A 16571-nucleotide genomic window follows, 5' to 3' on the forward strand; every position below is an offset into this window, starting at 1 on the left:
CTATCTACGTCTTACTGCTAACCCAACTATGACTGTAATAATTAGAATTGAGGAAATAATCATTACTTGTTTAATGTGAATGTGTAGAATATCTTCAAAATCAATATTTTCTGTAACCTGATTTACCATTAATGTTTGATAGGCATGATCAGTTTTATTTCCTACCTTGATGTCAGCTTGGATCCAATATTCGCCTGTACTGTGAACAGTTAAAGTTCTATTATTGTCCGGAGTGATTGCGGTTGTTTTTACATCATGTGAATCAGATCTGATTAAAGAAATCTTCGCATATGACCATTTTTCAGGATAATCTATTGAAAAATTTATCTGTCCATTATTTTGATTTACGTTTAATGTTCCCATTGTTAAATGAATAAGAACCGGAATTCGATACAAAGTTTTTGAATCATCAACTGTTATGAATCCATCGTAATTGCCTATCTTTTTTGTATTATCTGTAATTTGAGCAGTTATTGTATTATTGATTACATCATAATTGAAAGCAAGACTTGATTCGGTAGATGAAAATCGAACTTTTAGTTTTGGAATGAATGAATCATTAATTGAACGTAACTTCAACGTCTTAGTTTCATTAGGGTGATCATAAGATAGATTGAAAGCTAAGCTATGGGGAATAATTATTAGATTTGCAGATTCTGCTCTGGTGACATTTAATCTTCCACTGCCAGCAACTTCGATTGGAAGTATACTACCATAAGCATCTGTAACGGGATCAGTTGTTGTTGTTATGAGTGATGCTATAGATAGTGGATCTAAATTAGGATATTTTTGTAATAATATAGCAACAGCACCAGTAACATGTGGTGCAGCTATACTTGTTCCACTTGTTATATTGTATTTCCCCCCTAGCGTTGTAGTATTTACAAAAACTCCTGGAGCAACAAGATCAGGCTTTACATAAAAAACTGAAACTGGTCCGCGTGAACTAAATGGTGCTACAAAATCTGGGTGATAAAATATGTCAAAGTGGCCTATTGTGTTATTACTTAATGTTGATTTTAATTTGAGTCCATCTTCACCTGATATTGAAATGACTGGAATTCTTGGCTGATAATCTCTAGTAGAATTAGGTCCTATAATCTCACCAAAAAAAATTCCACTTTTATTGTTGAATACTATTAGTCCAATTGCACCACGGTCTGCAGCATTTTTCTCTTTTTCTGAAAAAAATACTTTCTCACCTTTTGTATCGCTGCCTCTTTGCTCAAGTAATATGGCTCCTCTGACATTGATATTTTCAAGATCCTTTAATCTTCCATATCCGCCATAAATTATCTTGCCTTCAATGGGATTTTGTAAAGCACTGACGCCAAGCATTGGTATTGCGTCATATTGTTTACTTTCAATCTCAAAAGTTGATACAAGACTTGATGTTATGTTGTTATATGATGCGCCAACTGTTATCACATTGACATCTCTTCCAGGACTTCCAATTGTTTCATTATCTGGACCATTATTTCCAGCTGCAGTCACCACCACAATTCCTTTTTTTACTGCCTCATCTACGGCATTCTCTAATCCATCATTAGTTCTGTTTACTCCAAGACTTATGTTTATCACATTCATCTTGTCATCTATGGCCTGAGAAATAGCCTGAATGATATATTCTGAGGAAACAGCTTCTCCTGTAGATGATACCTTGTATGAGTATAACTGAGATTTTGGAGCCATTCCAGAAAAATTTCCATTGGCACCAATTATGCCAGCAACTTCTGTACCATGACCGTTAGTATCTAATGGTTCTTCATTTGTGTCAACATAATTGTATCCTCCTACAACTCTTCCTGAAGAACCATAACCATGTAAATCGGGATGATTAAAATCAATTCCTGTATCTATGATGCCCACCTTGACTCCTTGACCATTTAATCCATGTTGTCTTGGGATCTGAACGCCGACCAGCTGTATACTCTTTGAAAGAGGACTTTGCCCATCTTCAATAGAATATGAAATAAAATATGAAATGCATAACACCAAAACAAGAGAAAAAATTAATGATTTCTCTATCACATGGTGTCTGCATTAAGACCAGATAAAATGCATTTGCAACCAAAGCCATAAATGGCAAGAAAAACTTGGAACTCTTATGGCAAAATATGAACTTCCAAAAGTACCATATTCGTACGATTCTTTGGAACCACACATTGACGCCAGAACAATGGAGATTCATCACACAAAACATCATCAGGCATATACTGATGGCCTGAATAATGCATTGGTAAATCTGAGCACTGAATTACAAGACATGGAACTAACCAAGTTACTTTCAAACTTGAATCAAGTTCCAGAAAATGTTAGAGGTGCAGTGAATTTCCATGGAGGAGGTTATGAGAACCATGCTCTATTCTGGAATAATATGAAACCAAGTGGTGGTGGAAAACCAGGAGGTAGCTTAGAAGAATCTATCAATTCTGTGTTTGGAAACTTTGATAGTTTCAAAGAAAAATTCGTAAAGGATACAATTGCTATTCAAGGAAGTGGTTGGGGTTGGTTAACCTACAATCCACAGACAAAGAAAGTTGAGTTTACTACAATGCCAAATCAAACAAGTCCACGTACCAAAGGTTTGATCCCACTGATGGGATTAGATGTTTGGGAGCACGCCTATTATCTAAAATACCAAAATCGACGTGCGGATTATGTAAATGCTTGGTGGAATGTAATAAACTGGGACGAAGTAGACGCAAGACTTTCAAAGATAAAAGCATAATCTCTTCTTCTTTTTGTTTTATTCTATATTTTCAGAATGAATTTATAGTCATTAAGAGAATTTTTTGCAAATGAGTGAAGAACATGCTCAAGCCTTATTGCAACAGATGCAATCCTTGGAATCTTATCTAAATGATTTGTTGCAACGAGAAGAAACAGTGATGAGACTTTTACAAGAGGCAACAAATGCAGTTGAATCGATGAAAGTACTAACAGGTAATTCAGAATATGAGACTCTTGTGCCGGTGGGTTTGGGAGTATATGTTAAAGCAAAAATAAATCCTGATCAAAAAATGATTGTAAATATAGGCGCAGGTGCCTCAGTAGAACAAAACAAAGAATCTGCAATAAACTACATGGAATCCAGAATTAAGGAACTTGAAATGGTACTACAACAATTGGCATCACAAAGACAAGAAGTTTCCATGAAACTTGAACAAGGACAACACGAAATGAACAAACTTATACAATCAAATCGTAGTTCTCCACAGTAAGGCAGTACATTATGTTTGAAAAACTACGAAATGCATTTTCTGTAGCAGTTAAAAGTTTTGGAGATAAGGAACTGAAGGAAAAAGACATTGATGAAGTTTTATTTGAACTTGAGATTGCATTATTGGAATCTGATGTTGCAACAGAAGTTATTGATGCGCTAAAAGATGACTTGAAAAAACAGTTAATCGGTGCCACGGTTAACAAGGACAAGATAGCTGAAGTTGTAAAACAAGAACTTCGAAAAAGTATTTCAAATATGTTCGATGTAGCGGGAACTGTTGATATTTTGTCTAACATTCAAAAAAAGAAGGATAAGGGAGAACCGTATATTATTTCATTTATGGGTATTAATGGAACCGGAAAAACTACTACAATAGCAAAGATTGCAAATCTTTTACGAGAAAACAAATATTCCGTTGTGATTGCTGCGGCCGATACTTACAGAGCAGGTGCAATTGAGCAGATAGGTGAACATGGAAAAAGATTGAACATCAAAGTTATCTCTCAAAACTATGGGTCAGATCCAGCTGCAGTGGCGCGAGATGCAGTACTTTATTCTAAATCTCATAAAATAGATTGCATACTAATTGATACAGCTGGAAGAATGCAAACTAGTAAAAATTTGATGGATCAAATATCTAAAATTAACAAAGTAGTAAACCCTGATCTTAAATTATTTGTAGGTGATTCGTTGGCTGGTAATGACACTGTAAGTCAAGCAAGAGAATTTCATAATTATACAAAATTTGATGGGGCCATACTTACAAAAAGTGATGCAGACGCACGTGGTGGAGCTGCCATATCCATCGTTAAAGTGACATCTAGTCCAATTCTTTACCTAGGTATTGGGCAAGAGTATAAAGATCTGAAATCTTTTGATAAAGATGTATTTTTAGAAACTCTCTTTGGTCCTGCGGAAATTATTGAAAGTGTACAGAAAAAAGTTCTAGAACCTAAAGTTGAACTAAAACCAGAACCTAAAGTTGAACTAAAACCAGAACCAAAGTTGAACTAAAACCAGAACCTAAAGTTGAACTAAAACCAGAACCTAAAGTTGAACTAAAAACAGAAATCATTGTTGATAAGGAACAAGAAAAACAAATTTTAGAAGAAGATCTGTTCACAGGAATTTCAACAAAAGATATTGAAAAGTATTCCAACCTCTTTGATGTACCTCCTCCTGAAAACGATGAACAAGCGAGAAAACTTGCGTCAAATATTAAAAAATGGATTTCTGAGGGACGACCAAAAAAACAAGAACAACAAGTTGAGTTAAAAACTACAAAAGAAGAAATTGAAGAAATAGGTAATGAAAAGCCTAAGAAGAAGCACTCGTTATTTGGGTGGATGAAGAAATGAAAGTAAAAACAAAAGATCTACTTACAATAAATGAGCTGAGTAAACACGAATTATTGGAAATAATAGAAAATGCCATCAAGCTAAAGAAAGATCTTAAAAAAGGAATTTCCAAACCACTGTTAAAAAATAAAACACTTGCAATGATTTTTCAGAAACCATCCACTCGTACAAGAGTCAGCTTTGAAACTGGAATGTTCCAAATGGGTGGACATGCTCTTAATTTGTCTGCAGATGATCTCCAACTAAAAAGAGGTGAGACAATAGAAGATACAGCTAAGACACTCTCACGATATGTTGATTTGATAATGGCTAGGGTGTATTCGCATGATGAAGTGGAAATATTGGCCAAAAATGCTACGGTGCCTGTGATAAATGGACTCTCTGACTCATTTCATCCATGTCAAATCTTGGCAGACCTTATGACAATTAAAGAAAAAAAGAAAAAACTTAGCGGATTGAAAATTGCGTGGATCGGAGATGGAAATAATGTTTGTAATTCCATGATTTATGGATGTGCAAAAGTATCTATTGATATTAACATTGCAACTCCTAAAGGTTATGAACCAAATCTGAATATAATCAAAGAATCAAAAAAATTCATTGATATTCAGTTACTTGGTAATCCGGAACTGGCGGTAAAGAATGCTGATGTTGTGGTAACTGATACCTTTGTTTCAATTCATCATCAAGCAACGGATCGAGCAAAAGATTTTCTGCCATACTTTCAAGTAAACTCAAATTTAATGAAAAAAGCAAATCATGATGCAATTTTCTTGCATTGTCTTCCAGCAAAAAGAGGTCAGGAGGTTACAAGTGAAGTACTTGATGGTCCACAATCCGTAATTTGGGATGAAGCAGAAAATAGACTTCATGCACAAAAGGCACTAATGGCTTTACTACTCCAAGTCTAACGTTTATAAGAGCTTCACCAAAATTTTTTGTAAATAGGAATTAGTACATATGGCATATTCACAAATATTACGTAGATCTAGGGACGAGAAGACCAACTACAAAAAGAGAAGACATCTCTTGATGGGTAGACGAGACTTTATCACAGTTCAAATATCAAACGAAAATACGCTGGTACAAATTCACAAGCCAGAAATGGCCGGTGATAAGGTTCTTTCATCAGCTCATTCCAGATCACTCATCAATAAGGGCTGGAAGGGATCAAGAAAGAGTATTCCAGCAGCATACCTGACTGGTTATCTGGCAGGTAAGAAAGCACTTGCAAGTGGAGTCAAGAGTGCAGTACTTTATACTGGTACTAGAAAATATACCCAAAGAATTGCGGCAGCATTGAAAGGAATAATAGATGCTGGACTAGATGTACCCGCAGACGCAGAAACTTTTCCATCCGAAGAGAGGATTAGTGGTAAGCATCTTAAAGTTGCAAATGAGATTGATAAAGTAAGATCTGCAATTGATAATGAGGTTAAATCCAAATGAGTAGAACAGAACAAAGATCAAGACCACCAAGAAGAGAACCAGAACAGGTATGGGTTCCAAGGACCAAACTGGGAACACTAGTTGCAACTGAAAAGATTACTACGATGAAAGAAATTTATGAAAATGGTTATCGAATTCAAGAAGCTGGAATCATTAAAAAATTATTACCAGGAATTAAAACAGAAGTGATTGATGTTGGAATTGTTCAAAAACAAACAACCAACGGTGAATATACAAGATTTAAGGCACTTGTTGCAGCAGGTGATGAAAATGGTTGGTTAGGAATAGGCCAAGGAAAATCAAAACAAATGAGAATCGCAATTGAAAAAGCAACAAATCAAGCTTATCTTAATGTCAGTCCGGTAAAACTTGGTTGCGGAAGTTGGGAGTGTAGATGTGAACAACCACATTCAGTTCCATTCAAAATTAGGGGCCGAGGTGGAAGTGTCACAATAGAAGTTATTCCAGGACCAAGAGGTCTGGGACTTGTAGCGGGTGGAAATATTAGAAATCTTTTGAAATTAGCAGGTTTGAAGGATGCTTGGACAAAAAGTACAGGATCAACAAACACAATGACATCTACATCAAGAGCTGTTTTGGACTGTTTGAGACAAACGTTTAGTCAGGGTTGAATGAAGATATGGGTAAAGCTTTCTTAATAGTCAGAATGAAAGGAACGGTTAATGTTCCTTATTGGGCTGATACAACAATGGATCTTCTAAACTTAGACAAAAGATTCCGTGCCACGATAATTCCAGAAAAAGATAACACAAAAGGTATGCTTGACAAGATTAAACATTACGTCTCATGGCAGGAAATCGATGTACAAACCACCAAAGAGCTATTGGAGAAAAAGGCACGTAAGGGTGGTTATAAAAAAATTACTCCAGAAGACATGACAAAATTAGGATTCAAAAATACTGATGAGCTTGCAAAATCACTTGCCGAGGGAACTGCTACACTATCTAAATTAAAACCACTTAAACCATGGTTTGCTTTATCGCCACCAAAACATGGATTCAAACGAAATACCAAAAAGATGTATGGAGAAGGGGGAGTCCTTGGTAGTCACAAAGAACTCTTAGCACAAGTGAGGTTAATGATGTAAAATGCCAACAAGATTGAGAAAGACAAGAAAATACAGAGGAAGTAGACACTGTGGTTGGGGACAGATTGGTCAACACAGAGCAAGTGGCCATAAGGGAGGACTTGGCCAATCAGGTTTGCATAAACATCATTTCATAAGAATGCTATTAACTGATCCAAAACATTTTGGTCATGATTCCACTCATCCACCACATCCAAATCTAGTTCGTAAATGGGCTAGTGTGAGAGATCTAGATGATATCTTTGCAAAATTTGGAAAACAGGAAGGCGGCAAGAAACTGATAGACCTTACTGAACTAGGCTATGATAAGCTGTTAGGAGGAGGACAGACTAAGAATGCTTATGTTGTTAAGGTGGAAAAATTCTCTGCTTCTGCCGAAGAAAAAATAAAACAATCTGGTGGAGAGGTGCAAGCAGTAGCGTGACAGCAGAAGAAGGTAAAGCCTCTGGCGGTTTTTTAAAAACTATTATTTCAAAAGCTGAAGTCTACATTCCACAAGTACCAAAGCCAAAAAAGAAAATCCCATTGCAAGTACGTTTGATGTGGTGTGGAATAGTATTATTTATTTACATGATTATGGGACAAACTCCTCTTTATGGAGCATCAACACCATCATTTGATTTTCTTGCATTTGCTAGAGTAATTTTTGCTTCACAACAAGGTACCTTGATAGAACTTGGAATTGGACCTATTGTTACTGCTGGACTCTTAATGCAACTTCTAAAAGGTTCTGAGATATTCCATCTTGATTTTAAGAAACCAGAAGATAGAGAACTATATCAAACAGCTACCAAGATTGTCACTTACATAGTAATCATTGCCGAGTCATCACTGTATGGTATGGCAGTTTATGGACCCAGGATGCCAAACCATGAAGCTATATTCATTCTGATTGGACAGTTAATCGGCGCATCTGTGATAATCATGCTGATGGATGAATTAGTACAAAAAGGATGGGGACTTGGAAGTGGAATTAGTTTGTTTATTGCTGCAGGTGTAGCTCAACAAGTAATTTGGAGTATATTCAGTCCAGTTCCTGCAGGAGATGGAGGTCCAGTAGGTGTATTTGCAAATATCATACATGGCGCGATTCATCATGATTTTACTAATCTATTCTTCCGGTCTAACCAATTGCCTGGCATATTTGGTTTATTAATAACAGCTGGAGTCTTGCTGATTCTTGTCTATACTCAGGGAATCAAGATAGAAATACCAATCGTATCCACAAAATATAGAGGATTCTCAGCTGTATATCCAATCAAGTTAATGTACGTCTCAAACATTCCAGTAATTTTGGCTTCTGCTCTTACTGCTAACGCAGTGTTTATGGGCCAAATCATGTGGGCCAACTTTAATCCACGAAATGCAAATCCATTCCTGAATTTCTTAGGAATGTTTGATCCTACATCGCCATCCACTCCAACAGGTGGTATATTGTACTATGTTACAGCACCACGTGGTTTGGATATTGTTGCATTAGATCCAATGAGAGCTGTTTTGTATATTTTATTTATGGTGGGAATCGTAGTTTTATTTGGTAGATTATGGATTGAGCTTGGAGGTCTTTCTGCAAAAAGCGCAGCCAAAAACCTACTTGATGCTGACGTACAAATTCCAGGTTTCAGACGTTCAAATCAACCAGTAGAAAATCTACTTCAAAAATACATTCCATCTGTTACTATAATCGGTTCTATCATACTTGGATTGTTAGCTGGTACTTCTGATGTGCTAGGAACATTTGGATCAGGGACAGGAATGTTGTTGACAGTTGATATTCTAATTAACTATTACAATTTACTTGTTCGAGAAAGAGTCGAAGAAGTAATGCCTTCACTGGGTGCATTACTTGGCAGAAAGTAATCGAATAATAATTGTAGGAATTCCAGGCGTTGGAAAGACTACCGTTGTATCACGTGTAGTGGAATTATTAAAAGAGAAAAAAGTAAAAGTGAGCGTCTCAATTTTTGGAACCGTGATGTTTGATGAAGCTAAAAAGAAAGGAGTTCAGAATAGAGATGATCTAAGAAAACTTTCAGTTAAAGAGCAAAGAGAATTACAATCTATGGCAGCAAGAACAATAGCTTCAATCGCTGACGATGTAGTGATTGTAGATACACATGCGTTCATTTCTACACAGGAAGGATTCTATCCTGGACTTCCACATAATGTTTTAGAGATACTCAATCCTGATAGTTTTATTATGATTACTGCAAGACCTGAAGAGATCTATAATCGTAGAATGACAGATACTACTAGAACTAGAGATATAGTATCAATTGATACAATAAAAAAAGAACTTGATGTTACAAGTGCAATGCTGTCTACCTGTTCAATACTTTGTGGTTCGCCAATTAAGATGGTTCTTAATACAGAAGGTAAGGTTGATGAAGCGGCAAAAGGTATCCTAAGTGCAATGGGGTTTAACAATGGAACATAGCATATTCTTTGATTTCATAAATACGATAGCACTACAGATACCAGGTCTGAACAGGGGTCCTATGGGAAGCGCAAATCCGTTAGTAAAGGGAATGATCCCAGCTGCTTTAGGAATAATGTGTATTTCTATTGGTCTTAATCTGCTTAATGCTATGATAAAACGAAAGATGGTTGACCAAGATAAATTGAAAAGATTACTCAAAGAAACTAGAGCTTGGCAAAAGGAAAGAATGGCTGCATTCAAATCAAAAGATCAAGAAAAAACTGATGAGCTTAACAAGAAATCTGCATACATGAACAAGATGAATATGGAAGTTATGCAAATGAATATGAGACCAATGATGATTACTTTTCTTCCATTGATTCTTGTGTTCTATTTTGTACTTCCTCCACTATTTTCCTATACAGTGGCCATTGCACCAATATCGTTAAACATCATACCTGGAGGATTTTTTGAATTAACTTGTACTGCCGCAAAAGTGGCAGCGTCTCAACTTCCTGGTAATCCCAACATATGTCATCATGTAAACGACTTGTATTTCTGGGCGTGGTACTTCTTATCGTCTGCCTCCTTTAGTGGTATCATAATGAGAGTTACAAAAACTACAATGGATACAAGCTAAATTGCTTCGTTCAGTTATAATTTCTGGTCCACCAGCCATAGGAAAGACTACAATAGCAAAAGGATTGGGAGAAGAATTTGGCTTGAAATATCTTAGCGGCGGTGATGTACTAAAAGAAATGGCCAAGGATCAAGGCTTTGAAACAGATAATGATGATTTTTGGGATACGGAAGAAGGAATGAGTTTTCTTAATATCAGAAAAGGAAATCCTGAATTTGATAAAAAAGTTGATGAAAAACTAAAAAAAATATTTCTAACTGAAGACGTAATCATAACAAGCTACACGTTACCGTGGTTAGTTAAAGACGGAATAAAAATTTGGCTTGCGGGTTCTCATGAAAATAGTGCGAAAAGAATGACAATGCGTGATAGTATATCATTACAAGATGCACTTGGGATAGTAAAAAAGAGATATGATGAAAATAAAACATTATACAAGAAGCTTTATGGTTTTAATTTTGGAGAAGACCTTTCTGTCTTTAATAAAATAATAAACACAGATGATCTTGGACCTGAACAAGTTCTTGAACAGGCAAAAAATGCAGTGAAATACTACTATGACACTCAAACAATTACAAAATCTTAGAGTAATAGACCAGGACATCACAAATGATGCCCATGGTACGTATTATGACCAGAGATCAATAGAGCAGCTTCTCAACTATGGTTTTATTTTATTAGACAAGCCAAACGGTCCTACAAGTCATGAGACAGTAGCATGGGTAAAGAAAATATTGCATGTTCCAAAAGCAGGTCATAGTGGAACACTTGACCCACAAGTATCTGGACTTTTACCAATAGGACTAGGAGAAGCAACAAAGGCGCTCATAGTTTTATTACTTGGCCCAAAAGAATATCATGCTCTTGGAAGGCTACATACCCTCCCACCAAAAGAAAAACTGGCCGATGTACTCAAACAACTTACTGGTAAAATATTTCAAAAACCACCGCAGAGATCTGCCGTATCAAGACAAACCAGAATTAGGCATGTATATGAAATTGAAGTAATAGAGCAAAAGGAAAGATTACTACTTTTACGAATTTTATGTGAAGCGGGAACCTATGTAAGAAAAATTTTCTATGATGTGGGGGAGATTCTTGGTGAAGGTGCAACAATGATCGAACTTAGAAGAAGTAGAGTGGGACACTTTAACGAGGATTCTAATTTAGTAAAAATACACGACCTTGTTGATGCTTATGCTTTGTGGAAAGAAAATGGTGATGATAAAAAACTAAGAAGAATAATGATGCCAATAGAATTTACTCTAAGCGAGATAAAATCAGTTGTAATACGAGACTCTGCAGTAGATGCTCTATGTCATGGAGCTCAACTTGCAATACCTGGTATTCTTGAAATATCTCCTGGGCTGAAGCGTGGAGATTTTGTTGCAATATATACACAAAAAGGAGAGGTTGTTGCTCTTGCAGAAGCAACTCTGAATGAAGATGAGATTGTTGAAAATACCAAAGGCTTTGCCTTTAAGATTAAGAGAATTATAATGGCTCCAAACACATACCCGAAAAGTTGGAGAACAAAGCCAGTAGTTAACAATTAAAAAGGAATCAAATCAAATTTTTCAAGTGATACCAAAAGGAGCTGCAATGTTTTTCTTAGTGGGGCTAGTAGCAGCTGGCTTTTTGGGATATTATCTTTCTCAAATTGCAAATCAGGTTCCAACTCTTGTATATAAAAACGGTCCATCTCTTACTGTCATTCCTGACAAAATCAACTATCATCTTGGAGAACCGGTTCGCATTAGAATAATAAATTCTGGAACAATACCTCTTACATTTTCTGATGCTTCTTTTGGATTAAAGATAACTAGGCTTGATGGAATTCTAGTCTATTCACCCTTATCTACACAGGTAGTTTCTAAACTAGATCCAAAAGAGGAGAAGACATTCATCTGGGATCAAACAAAATCTGATGGTGGAAAAGCATATCAGGGAAGATACAAGATAGTATCAAGTACAATTGAAGATGGAGGAGTCTCATTGAAAAAATTTGTTACTATAAATCTATTAAAATAGACCTTTCTAAAATAAAAAACCTCAATTCCATACAATATCTATTTTGATCTAGACCATTTTTTCATCCATTGTAAAAGATTAATCATGGATTCAACAAGTTCCTGTCCTTTGTTAGTTAGCTTGTATTCCACCCTAGGAGGAATTTCATTATAAGATAATCTTTCCAGCACTCCACTTTTTTCAAGTTCTTTTAATCTAATAGCAAGAGTTTTACTACTAATTCCTTTCAAGGCCTGTTTGAATTCTTTATGGCGTACTGGTTCTGTTGTACAACACAACGGGATTAGAATTTCAAGTGTACCTCTTTTGGTAATTATTTTTCTCAGCTTTGACGTTTCAGACATTAATGAGGAAGCATCATATCCTTCAAAGCTGCAATTATCTTTAACCATTGGAAGTGATTTTCTTTTAGTTTCCATCTTTACACTAACTGTAATTGTTTATCCTTTACAACTTAAATGGTTTACTGAATAAACTAATACAAGATATACATGGGATTATTTGGGAAAAAACCAGCAAAATACGTTTTGTTTGCATGCATAGAAAATGCTGGACGAAGTCAGATGGCAGAAGGTTTCTTTAGAAAATATGCTCCAAAGGGATGGACTGCAATGAGCGGCGGTTCTAGTCCAAAATCATACGTCAATCCGCTTGCAATGGAGGTGATGAAAGAAATTGGAGTTGACATTAGCAGTCACAAGTCAAAGATACTGTCAGAAGATAAAATCCGAGGTGCAGAGTTGAAGGTGAATATGGGCTGTATGGATACTACGGAATGTCCAACTCTTATTCTTGGTAATTATGTAGATTGGGGAATTGAGGATCCTAAAGACAAACCGATAGAGAAAGTCCGAAAGATAAGAGATGAAATAGAGATTAGAGTAAAAGAACTTGTCAAGGAATTAAAATGAGTGAAACAATAAAGGAAAAGGTAAAGGCGAGATACGGCAAGATTGCATTAACTGGCAACTCTGACTGCTGTTGCATGCCCGGCGAATGCAGTACAAATGATTCTGTTATTGATGCTACAAAAATAATTGGCTATGATCCAAAAGAATTAGAATCAATCCCACAAGAATCCATTTTAGGTGTAGGCTGTGGTGCACCAATAAAATTTGCTGATCTCAAAGAAGGTGAAACAGTTCTAGATCTTGGTTCAGGTGCAGGAATTGATGCATTCCTGTCTGCAAACAAGGTGTCAAAATCAGGCAAGGTAATTGGTATTGATATGACTGATGAAATGTTAGAAAAAGCAAGAACAAATGCACGTAATGGTAATTATACAAATGTAGAATTTAGAAAAGGAGACATTGAAAAAAATATCCCAGTCGATGATGATGCCATTGATGCAGTAATCAGTAACTGCGTGATCAATCTTACTTCAGACAAGACAAGTGCCTTCAAGGAGATTTATAGAATATTAAGAAAGGGCGGAAGAATGGTAATCTCTGATCTAGTCACAGACAGGGAGCTAGAACAAGACCAAGTCAATGCAGAACAATGGTGTAGCTGCATTGATGGTGCATTGACACAGGAACACTATATTGAAAGCATCACGAAAGCCGGCTTTCATAATATTAGTGTTCTAGACCAGAGGGTGTACATGGAAGGTGAAAAGGTAAATGGCAGAAAAATCACCAGCCTTGTAATTAAAGCAATAAAGTGATTTTTTATGAATTTTTTCTGGCAACAAAAAGACAAAAAAAAGATTCTATTTGTTTGTGTTGAAAATGCAGGACGAAGTCAGATGGCAGAAGGTTTCTTTAGAAAATATGCTCCTACGGGATATGAAGTAATAAGTGCTGGAACAAAACCCACGCCAGAGATAAATCCTATTGCCGTAGAAGCTATGAAAGAAATTGGCATAGATCTAAGCAAACAAAAGCCCAAAGTGCTAACTAATGAAATTATTTCCGATTCGATTTTGAGCGTAAACATGGGATGTATGGATAAAACCGAGTGTCCTGTGGTTTTTATGAAACATTCTGTTGACTGGAACATTGAAGATCCCAAAGGAAAACCCATTGAGAAAGTCCGAGAGATAAGAGATACCATTGAACTAAAGGTAAGACAACTTTGCAAAACTCTAGAATAACAAATTGGTTATCCACTAATCAAAAGAGGTTCTTTGCTGAATTAATTGGTACATTTGTTGTAGTAGTATTTGCAACAGGTTCTGTTGTACTGGCTGTAAAATATTCTGAAACATTTGGTCTCTGGTTTGTAGCTCTTGCTCCAGCAGTTGCAGTAACAATAATGGTCTATGCATTTGGAAAAATATCTATGGCACATTTCAATCCAACAGTAACGGTTGGATTTTTTATTACAAAACATATGCCAAAGAATCTCTTTCCTGTATATTTCATTGCAGAGATAATTGGTGCACTATTAGGCAGCATCTTTGTAAAATATATTATAGGCACGGAAGCAAATCTTGGAGCAAACGCTCCAGATTATCACTTCCAAATTCCTATCATTGTTGGAGTTGAGATTTTAGCTACTGCATTGTTGATGACTGTGATTATGTTAGTTGTTCATACAAAAGGACTACGAGGATTTGGTGGAATTGTAATAGGTGCAATGGTGGGTCTTGATATCTTCTTTTTTGCATTTATTTCAGGAGCTTCTATGAATCCCGCAAGAGCATTAGCACCCGCAATAGTATCTGGTTATCTTGATAATCTATGGTTGTACTGGACTGCTCCATTCATAGGGTCTGCAATAATTGCTGTTATTTACAGAAAAAAGTTTGTGAAATAATCATCTCTTACAGTAATATATAGTCGGTTTTACAACGAAATTGAATTGGCGAGATGAATGCCGGGGTCGCCTAGCCTGGTAGGGCGCGCGCCTGGAAATTAGAAAACCATAAAGCGCGTACTCGCAAGGGTTCGAGAGTTCAAATCTCTCTCCCGGCGCCTTTTACAAATCCATTAATCTCACTATGGTATTTTTACATCATTGGAAAAATATGATATTGCAATAATTGGGGGAGGTTTACTTGGAACTTCAATCTCATATTGGATTTCAAATTTGTATGATGCAAAAGTTGCAGTAATTGAGAAAGAATCTGAGGTTGGAATGCATACTAGCAGTCGTAATACGGGGGTAGTTCATTCTCCGTTTTATCTTAATCCTGATAAAAAAGGAAAGCTTGCAAGAGCCGCATTTCTTTCTCATGAAATGTGGAAGACATTTGCCCAAACAAAGGGATTACCATGGAATATGGTTGGTACCATGGAAATTGCACTTGATGAGAACCAACACAAAATTCTTGAAAAGTATATGGATTGGGGTCCAAAAAATGGCATGTCAGAGAAAGATGCTGATCTACTAAATAGTAATGAAGTCACCCAAAGAGAGCCAAACATCAGATGTCACTCTGCAATTCACTGTAAAACTGACGCGGTGGTTGATTATGGAGAGTTTACACGAAAACTAAAAGAAGAATCACAAAGAAATGGGACTAAATTTTTGTTAAATAAAAAACTAGAGTCAATTGAAGATCTAGATGGTTCCACGACACTTGCATTTCAAAATAAAGAAAAAATTAGTTCAAAGATTATAGTAAACTGCGCTGGTGGTTATTCACTTGATATTGCAAAAAAGTTTGGATTGGCAAATGATTATTCCAGTCTTCATTTTAGAGGGGAATACTGGATTGCAAGTGAACAATATTCTAATCTAGTCAAGACCAATGTTTACTCTGTTCCAAAATATCCTGATTTTCCTTTTCTTGATCCCCATTGGATTATTAGATCTGATGGAAAAAGTGAAGTAGGACCAAATGCAGTTCCTGTTTCAAGCCCTGAAACTTATTCTGGTTATGTGGGAGATATTGAAACATTCATTTCTAAACTCACAGAAGTAGTTACAGGAAGTACCAGAAAATTACTTCTTAATGCAGATTTTATGAATTTGGTGGCAAAGGAATGGTTAAGCTCCTTATCGAAAACTGTCATGATAGAACGTATACAGGAATTTATGCCAAAGGTTAAACCCGAGTTCTTTTCAGAACGGGGCACTGCTGGAATTAGAACTCCTCTCATAACTCCTGATGGAAATTTCTTGCCAGACGTGTTAGAACTTTCGGGTCTAAACTCATATCATATTCTAAACTACAACTCTCCTGGTGCAACGGGGGCTCCTGCTTATTCTGCATATGTGGTAAAATCCATGCAGGAAAAAGGACTATTACAGTATAAAACACGAAAAACTGATTCTATTTGGGATTTTGAAACTATTGTCTGAAAATAACTTGAATCAAGATTAATATTCTGAAATCAAAAAACGAATCTGTGTTTCCCGAACATTGTTCTATTAGAAAAATGGGTAAGGAT

Annotated in this window: 21 protein-coding genes and 1 tRNA gene; 20 read left to right on the forward strand and 2 right to left on the reverse strand. The window is 36.1% G+C overall.

Features of this window, described 5'->3' with window-relative positions; genetic code table 11:
- A complete protein-coding gene (locus C0Q33_RS03715; protein WP_101477253.1) occupies positions 1–2031 on the reverse strand; it encodes a S8 family serine peptidase in 2031 nt (676 codons plus the stop codon).
- A 76-nt stretch (positions 2032–2107) separates the two neighbouring features.
- Here C0Q33_RS03715 and C0Q33_RS03720 point away from each other — a divergent pair, with 76 nt between their 5' ends.
- The 14 genes from C0Q33_RS03720 (at position 2108) to C0Q33_RS03785 (ending at position 12231) form a co-directional block, all read left to right on the forward strand.
- Entirely contained in the window at positions 2108–2731 is a 624-nt protein-coding gene (locus C0Q33_RS03720; RefSeq protein ID WP_101477254.1) for a superoxide dismutase, read from the forward strand.
- 70 nt (positions 2732–2801) lie between these two features.
- The gene (pfdA, locus tag C0Q33_RS03725) at positions 2802–3224 is read left to right on the forward strand and encodes a prefoldin subunit alpha (RefSeq protein WP_101477255.1); all 423 of its coding nucleotides are present in this window, start codon (positions 2802–2804) and stop codon (positions 3222–3224) included.
- Between the two features lie 11 nt (positions 3225–3235).
- On the forward strand, positions 3236–4240 hold the full coding sequence (gene ftsY, locus C0Q33_RS03730) for a signal recognition particle-docking protein FtsY (RefSeq protein WP_245867305.1): 1005 nt from the start codon (positions 3236–3238) through the stop codon (positions 4238–4240).
- A 340-nt stretch (positions 4241–4580) separates the two neighbouring features.
- The gene (gene argF / locus C0Q33_RS03735; RefSeq protein ID WP_101477602.1) at positions 4581–5495 is read left to right on the forward strand and encodes an ornithine carbamoyltransferase; all 915 of its coding nucleotides are present in this window, start codon (positions 4581–4583) and stop codon (positions 5493–5495) included.
- Between the two features lie 49 nt (positions 5496–5544).
- Positions 5545–6033: a 50S ribosomal protein L18 gene (locus C0Q33_RS03740; protein ID WP_101477256.1), complete on the forward strand. Its 489-nt coding sequence runs from the start codon at positions 5545–5547 to the stop codon at positions 6031–6033.
- Entirely contained in the window at positions 6030–6665 is a 636-nt protein-coding gene (locus C0Q33_RS03745; RefSeq protein ID WP_101477257.1) for a 30S ribosomal protein S5, read from the forward strand. The genes C0Q33_RS03740 and C0Q33_RS03745 overlap by 4 nt, the downstream gene beginning before the upstream one ends.
- Positions 6666–6673: 8 nt before the next feature.
- The gene (locus C0Q33_RS03750) at positions 6674–7141 is read left to right on the forward strand and encodes a 50S ribosomal protein L30 (protein ID WP_101477603.1); all 468 of its coding nucleotides are present in this window, start codon (positions 6674–6676) and stop codon (positions 7139–7141) included.
- Between the two features lies 1 nt (position 7142).
- Positions 7143–7565 (forward strand): uL15 family ribosomal protein, encoded by a 423-nt coding sequence (locus tag C0Q33_RS03755; RefSeq protein ID WP_101477258.1) that lies wholly within the window; start codon positions 7143–7145, stop codon positions 7563–7565.
- Complete coding sequence (gene secY, locus C0Q33_RS03760) at positions 7562–9001, forward strand: preprotein translocase subunit SecY (RefSeq protein ID WP_101477259.1); 1440 nt, start codon at positions 7562–7564, stop codon at positions 8999–9001. The genes C0Q33_RS03755 and secY overlap by 4 nt, the downstream gene beginning before the upstream one ends.
- Positions 8979–9578 (forward strand): adenylate kinase, encoded by a 600-nt coding sequence (locus C0Q33_RS03765; protein ID WP_320416816.1) that lies wholly within the window; start codon positions 8979–8981, stop codon positions 9576–9578. Before secY ends, C0Q33_RS03765 begins: the two co-directional genes overlap by 23 nt.
- Positions 9568–10200: an EMC3/TMCO1 family protein gene (locus tag C0Q33_RS03770; protein ID WP_101477261.1), complete on the forward strand. Its 633-nt coding sequence runs from the start codon at positions 9568–9570 to the stop codon at positions 10198–10200. The genes C0Q33_RS03765 and C0Q33_RS03770 overlap by 11 nt, the downstream gene beginning before the upstream one ends.
- 1 nt (position 10201) lies before the next feature.
- A complete protein-coding gene (locus C0Q33_RS03775) occupies positions 10202–10786 on the forward strand; it encodes a cytidylate kinase-like family protein (protein WP_101477262.1) in 585 nt (194 codons plus the stop codon).
- Complete coding sequence (locus C0Q33_RS03780) at positions 10758–11756, forward strand: RNA-guided pseudouridylation complex pseudouridine synthase subunit Cbf5 (protein ID WP_101477263.1); 999 nt, start codon at positions 10758–10760, stop codon at positions 11754–11756. Before C0Q33_RS03775 ends, C0Q33_RS03780 begins: the two co-directional genes overlap by 29 nt.
- A gap of 25 nt (positions 11757–11781) precedes the next feature.
- Positions 11782–12231 carry a hypothetical protein gene (locus C0Q33_RS03785; protein WP_101477264.1) on the forward strand — a complete coding sequence of 150 codons (450 nt, stop codon included), beginning with the start codon at positions 11782–11784 and terminating at the stop codon, positions 12229–12231.
- Positions 12232–12269: 38 nt separating this feature from the next.
- Here C0Q33_RS03785 and C0Q33_RS03790 read toward each other — a convergent pair whose 3' ends face one another.
- Positions 12270–12650 (reverse strand): winged helix-turn-helix transcriptional regulator, encoded by a 381-nt coding sequence (locus tag C0Q33_RS03790; protein WP_101477265.1) that lies wholly within the window; start codon positions 12648–12650, stop codon positions 12270–12272.
- Between the two features lie 72 nt (positions 12651–12722).
- Here C0Q33_RS03790 and C0Q33_RS03795 point away from each other — a divergent pair, with 72 nt between their 5' ends.
- From C0Q33_RS03795 to C0Q33_RS03820, 6 genes are all read left to right on the forward strand, one after another.
- Positions 12723–13142 carry an arsenate reductase ArsC gene (locus C0Q33_RS03795; RefSeq protein WP_101477266.1) on the forward strand — a complete coding sequence of 140 codons (420 nt, stop codon included), beginning with the start codon at positions 12723–12725 and terminating at the stop codon, positions 13140–13142.
- Complete coding sequence (gene arsM, locus C0Q33_RS03800; protein WP_101477267.1) at positions 13139–13897, forward strand: arsenite methyltransferase; 759 nt, start codon at positions 13139–13141, stop codon at positions 13895–13897. The genes C0Q33_RS03795 and arsM overlap by 4 nt, the downstream gene beginning before the upstream one ends.
- Before the next feature lie 6 nt (positions 13898–13903).
- Entirely contained in the window at positions 13904–14326 is a 423-nt protein-coding gene (locus C0Q33_RS03805; RefSeq protein WP_101477268.1) for an arsenate reductase ArsC, read from the forward strand.
- Positions 14308–14991, forward strand: a complete 684-nt coding sequence (locus tag C0Q33_RS03810) for an MIP/aquaporin family protein (RefSeq protein WP_245867306.1) — start codon at positions 14308–14310, stop codon at positions 14989–14991. The genes C0Q33_RS03805 and C0Q33_RS03810 overlap by 19 nt, the downstream gene beginning before the upstream one ends.
- A gap of 59 nt (positions 14992–15050) precedes the next feature.
- Positions 15051–15149, forward strand: a tRNA-Ser gene (locus C0Q33_RS03815).
- Between the two features lie 43 nt (positions 15150–15192).
- On the forward strand, positions 15193–16482 hold the full coding sequence (locus C0Q33_RS03820; RefSeq protein ID WP_101477269.1) for an NAD(P)/FAD-dependent oxidoreductase: 1290 nt from the start codon (positions 15193–15195) through the stop codon (positions 16480–16482).
- The last annotated feature ends 89 nt before the right edge of the window (positions 16483–16571 follow it).

Source organism: Candidatus Nitrosotalea bavarica, from assembly GCF_900167955.1.
Taxonomy (GTDB): domain Archaea; phylum Thermoproteota; class Nitrososphaeria; order Nitrososphaerales; family Nitrosopumilaceae; genus Nitrosotalea; species Nitrosotalea bavarica.

Excerpts from the sequence above, each read along its gene's own strand:
- C0Q33_RS03720 (WP_101477254.1), top strand. The coding sequence starts at position 2,108 with ATGGCAAAATATGAACTTCCAAAAGTACCATATTCGTACGATTCTTTG.
- pfdA (WP_101477255.1), top strand. The coding sequence starts at position 2,802 with ATGAGTGAAGAACATGCTCAAGCCTTATTGCAACAGATGCAATCCTTG.
- ftsY (WP_245867305.1), top strand. The coding sequence starts at position 3,236 with ATGTTTGAAAAACTACGAAATGCATTTTCTGTAGCAGTTAAAAGTTTT.
- argF (WP_101477602.1), top strand. The coding sequence starts at position 4,581 with ATGAAAGTAAAAACAAAAGATCTACTTACAATAAATGAGCTGAGTAAA.
- C0Q33_RS03740 (WP_101477256.1), top strand. The coding sequence starts at position 5,545 with ATGGCATATTCACAAATATTACGTAGATCTAGGGACGAGAAGACCAAC.
- C0Q33_RS03745 (WP_101477257.1), top strand. The coding sequence starts at position 6,030 with ATGAGTAGAACAGAACAAAGATCAAGACCACCAAGAAGAGAACCAGAA.
- C0Q33_RS03750 (WP_101477603.1), top strand. The coding sequence starts at position 6,674 with ATGGGTAAAGCTTTCTTAATAGTCAGAATGAAAGGAACGGTTAATGTT.
- C0Q33_RS03755 (WP_101477258.1), top strand. The coding sequence starts at position 7,143 with ATGCCAACAAGATTGAGAAAGACAAGAAAATACAGAGGAAGTAGACAC.
- C0Q33_RS03770 (WP_101477261.1), top strand. The coding sequence starts at position 9,568 with ATGGAACATAGCATATTCTTTGATTTCATAAATACGATAGCACTACAG.
- C0Q33_RS03780 (WP_101477263.1), top strand. The coding sequence starts at position 10,758 with ATGACACTCAAACAATTACAAAATCTTAGAGTAATAGACCAGGACATC.
- C0Q33_RS03790 (WP_101477265.1), bottom strand. The coding sequence starts at position 12,650 with ATGGAAACTAAAAGAAAATCACTTCCAATGGTTAAAGATAATTGCAGC.
- C0Q33_RS03795 (WP_101477266.1), top strand. The coding sequence starts at position 12,723 with ATGGGATTATTTGGGAAAAAACCAGCAAAATACGTTTTGTTTGCATGC.
- arsM (WP_101477267.1), top strand. The coding sequence starts at position 13,139 with ATGAGTGAAACAATAAAGGAAAAGGTAAAGGCGAGATACGGCAAGATT.
- C0Q33_RS03805 (WP_101477268.1), top strand. The coding sequence starts at position 13,904 with ATGAATTTTTTCTGGCAACAAAAAGACAAAAAAAAGATTCTATTTGTT.